3 protein-coding genes are annotated in these 2,781 nt (G+C 65.6%); 1 reads left to right on the forward strand and 2 read right to left on the reverse strand.

The genetic code is table 11. The features are described from left to right. Both AC1VTH_RS07685 and AC1VTH_RS07690 read right to left on the reverse strand, forming a co-directional pair. On the reverse strand, window positions 1-394 hold a 394-nt coding region (locus tag AC1VTH_RS07685), incomplete at its 3' end, for a GGGtGRT protein (RefSeq protein ID WP_481335551.1). A gap of 18 nt (window positions 395-412) precedes the next feature. Continuing rightward, window positions 413-1,147 (reverse strand): iron-sulfur cluster assembly scaffold protein, encoded by a 735-nt coding sequence (locus AC1VTH_RS07690; protein WP_293825807.1) that lies wholly within the window; start codon window positions 1,145-1,147, stop codon window positions 413-415. 665 nt (window positions 1,148-1,812) lie between these two features. On the opposite strand from AC1VTH_RS07690, the gene AC1VTH_RS07695 reads away from it, so the two are divergent. Next, window positions 1,813-2,778, forward strand: a complete 966-nt coding sequence (locus tag AC1VTH_RS07695) for an Mrp/NBP35 family ATP-binding protein (protein ID WP_481335552.1) — start codon at window positions 1,813-1,815, stop codon at window positions 2,776-2,778. Window positions 2,779-2,781: the final 3 nt, after the last annotated feature.

Genomic DNA, 2,781 nt, shown 5'->3' on the forward strand with positions numbered 1-2,781 from the left:
CGGCAGCGAAGGACTCGTGGCCGGCCAGGAAGGCGAAGCACTCGGTGTCGTCGGACAGCAGCATGGCGCCCAGGTTGCCGTGGCCCAGACCGACCTTGCGGTCCTCGGCGACAGAGCCGGGAACGGTGAAGGCCTGGATGCCCTCGCCGATGGTGGCGGCAGCCTCAGAGGCGCTCTTGACGCCCTTCTTGATGGCCAGGGCACAGCCGAGCGTGTAGGCCCAGCCAGCGTTCTGGAAAGCGATGGACTGAACGCCGACGACGATCTCGCGGGGGTTCACGCCCTTGTCGAGGCAGATCTGCTCGGCCTCCTCGAGGGAGGCAATGCCGTTGTCGGCGAGGCACTTGTTGATCTTGTCGATGCGGCGCTCATAGCCTTCGAAAGTAACAGCCATGTCTGATTCCCTCCCTTTCTACTCGTTGACCGGGAACGTGCTGGCGACGGAGTGGGTCTCCTCGTCGGTGCGCGGGTCGATGTACTTGGCGGCGTTGTCCCACTGGCCGTAGTGGCCCATGGCGCCAGCGATGGCCTCCTCGGGGGTCTTGCCGGCCTTGATGGCGTCGGTGAACTTGCCGAGGTTGAGGAACTCGAACGCGATGATCTCGTTCTTGTCGTTGAGGGCCATGCGAGTGACGTAGCCCTGGGCAAGCTCGAGGTAGCGGGCGCCCTTGGCCTTGGTGCCGAACATGGTGCCAACCTGGGAGCGCAGGCCCTTGCCGAGATCGTCAAGGGAGGCGCCGACGGGCAGGCCGCCCTCGGAGAACGCGGTCTGGCTGCGGCCGTAGACGATCTGCAGGAAGATCTCGCGCATGGCGACGTTGATGGCGTCGCAGACGAGGTCGGTGTTGAGGGCCTCGAGGATGGTCTTGCCCGGGAGAATCTCGGAGGCCATGGCGGCGGAGTGGGTCATGCCGGAGCAGCCGATCGTCTCGACGAGGCACTCCTCGATGACGCCCTCCTTCACGTTGAGCGTCAGCTTGCAGGCACCCTGCTGGGGAGCGCACCAACCCACACCGTGCGTGAGGCCGGAAATGTCAGAGATCTCCTTGGCCTGGACCCACTTGCCCTCCTCGGGGATGGGCGCGGGGCCATGGTATGCACCCTTGGCGACGGGGCACATGTTCTCCACTTCCTGTGAATACTGCATGCCTCTCCTTTCTGTTTTTGCGTCAGGCCGGCGCGCGGTGGCGCGACGGCGCGAACGTGCCGCGGCGCTTTCCCCGGCGTCGCGGCGCTTATTGGGGACCTTGGCGGGTGAGCCGCGGTCTCACAGACGGCCTAATAATAGCGCGAACGGTGCGTCTCCATAGCGCTCCCACGAACGCCTTTCGAGCGTTTTCGCAGATAGACGGCTAGTTGTCCAGCGATTGAAGGTCAACTTTTATCGTAAGTTGCGTTTGCGCGAGAAGAGCGGTGGGCGGGTTCGAAGCCGGCGTGGGGCGCATGCGAGAGCGGGTGACAGGCGGATTCGAGGCCGACGCGAGACGTGTCATTGCCCGGCCGAGAAGGACAGCGATGACGCCTTCGCCCTCGTTTATCCCATCAATTCGTGTGCCCAACGCGACTAAAACTTCCGATCGCGTGCCCAACGCGACTAAACAGGCGTCCCAGAGGGCCAAGATAGTCGCGATAGACACGCAAAGCCCAAGGGTTGTCGCAATAGGCACGCGAAAGCCCGCACGAGCAGAGCGGCGGCGCACGCAAGGACCACTCCACCCCTCGCCCCGCAGCGACCGTACCGGCAGCCCCAAGACGGCCACATCGAGCCGTACGGGTAGAATGGGCATGCAAACCAGAACAACCCACACATATATGTATGCGACAAGGGAGAGAAACATGGCAGACAACCAGGCGGGCGTCGCTCAGTTCGAGCTCAGCGACCTCGCACGCGTGCACCACCTCATCGGCGTCGTCTCGGGCAAGGGGGGCGTGGGCAAGTCGCTCGTCACAGGCATCCTCGCCCGCGAGCTCAACCGCGCCGGCAAGAGCGTCGCCATCCTCGACGCCGACATCACGGGTCCCTCAATCCCCCACATGTTTGGCATGGCCAACGCCCACGCCACCGCGGCCGACGAACATCTCATCCCCGTCGAGTCCAAGCACGGCATCAAGGTCATGAGCGCCAACCTCGTCCTTGCCGACGAGACGCAGCCCGTGCTGTGGCGCGGGCCCGTCCTGGGCGGCGCCATCCGCCAGTTTTGGGGCGAGACGGCCTGGGGCGACGTCGACTACATGCTCGTCGACATGCCTCCCGGAACCGGTGACGTGGCCCTCACCGTCTTCCAGAACCTGCCCATCGAGGGCATCGTCATCGTCACGAGCCCGCAGGACCTCGTGAGCATGATCGTGGGCAAGGCCGTGAACATGGCCGCCCAGATGCAGATTCCGGTCCTGGGTCTGGTCGAAAACATGAGCTACGCCGTGTGCCCCAAGTGCGGCGAGCACCTGCACGTCTTTGGCGAGAGCAAGCTGCCCGAGGTCGCGGCCCACTACGGCCTGCCGGTCCTGGGCACCCTACCCATCGACCCCGCCATCGCGGCCGCCTGCGACACCGGCACCTTTGAGGACGACCTGCCCGAGGGCCTGCTGCCCGACGCGGTGGCCCTCGCCCTCGACCTGCCCGAGCTCGAGGTATCCGAGCAGGAACCCCAGGGCCCCGAGCCCACGATGGCCGAGCGCGCGGCCGCAGCGGCTGCCGCCTACAAGGCCAAGAAGGCCGCCGATGACGCGGCTGCCACCAGCGCAGACACCGTCGACGTCACCCCGCGCGAGGTCTAGCGT

This window comes from Parolsenella sp., from assembly GCF_982402205.1.

Coding starts and splice junctions, on each gene's coding strand:
- AC1VTH_RS07695 (WP_481335552.1), top strand. CDS start 1,813: ATGTATGCGACAAGGGAGAGAAACATGGCAGACAACCAGGCGGGCGTC.
- AC1VTH_RS07690 (WP_293825807.1), bottom strand. CDS start 1,147: ATGCAGTATTCACAGGAAGTGGAGAACATGTGCCCCGTCGCCAAGGGT.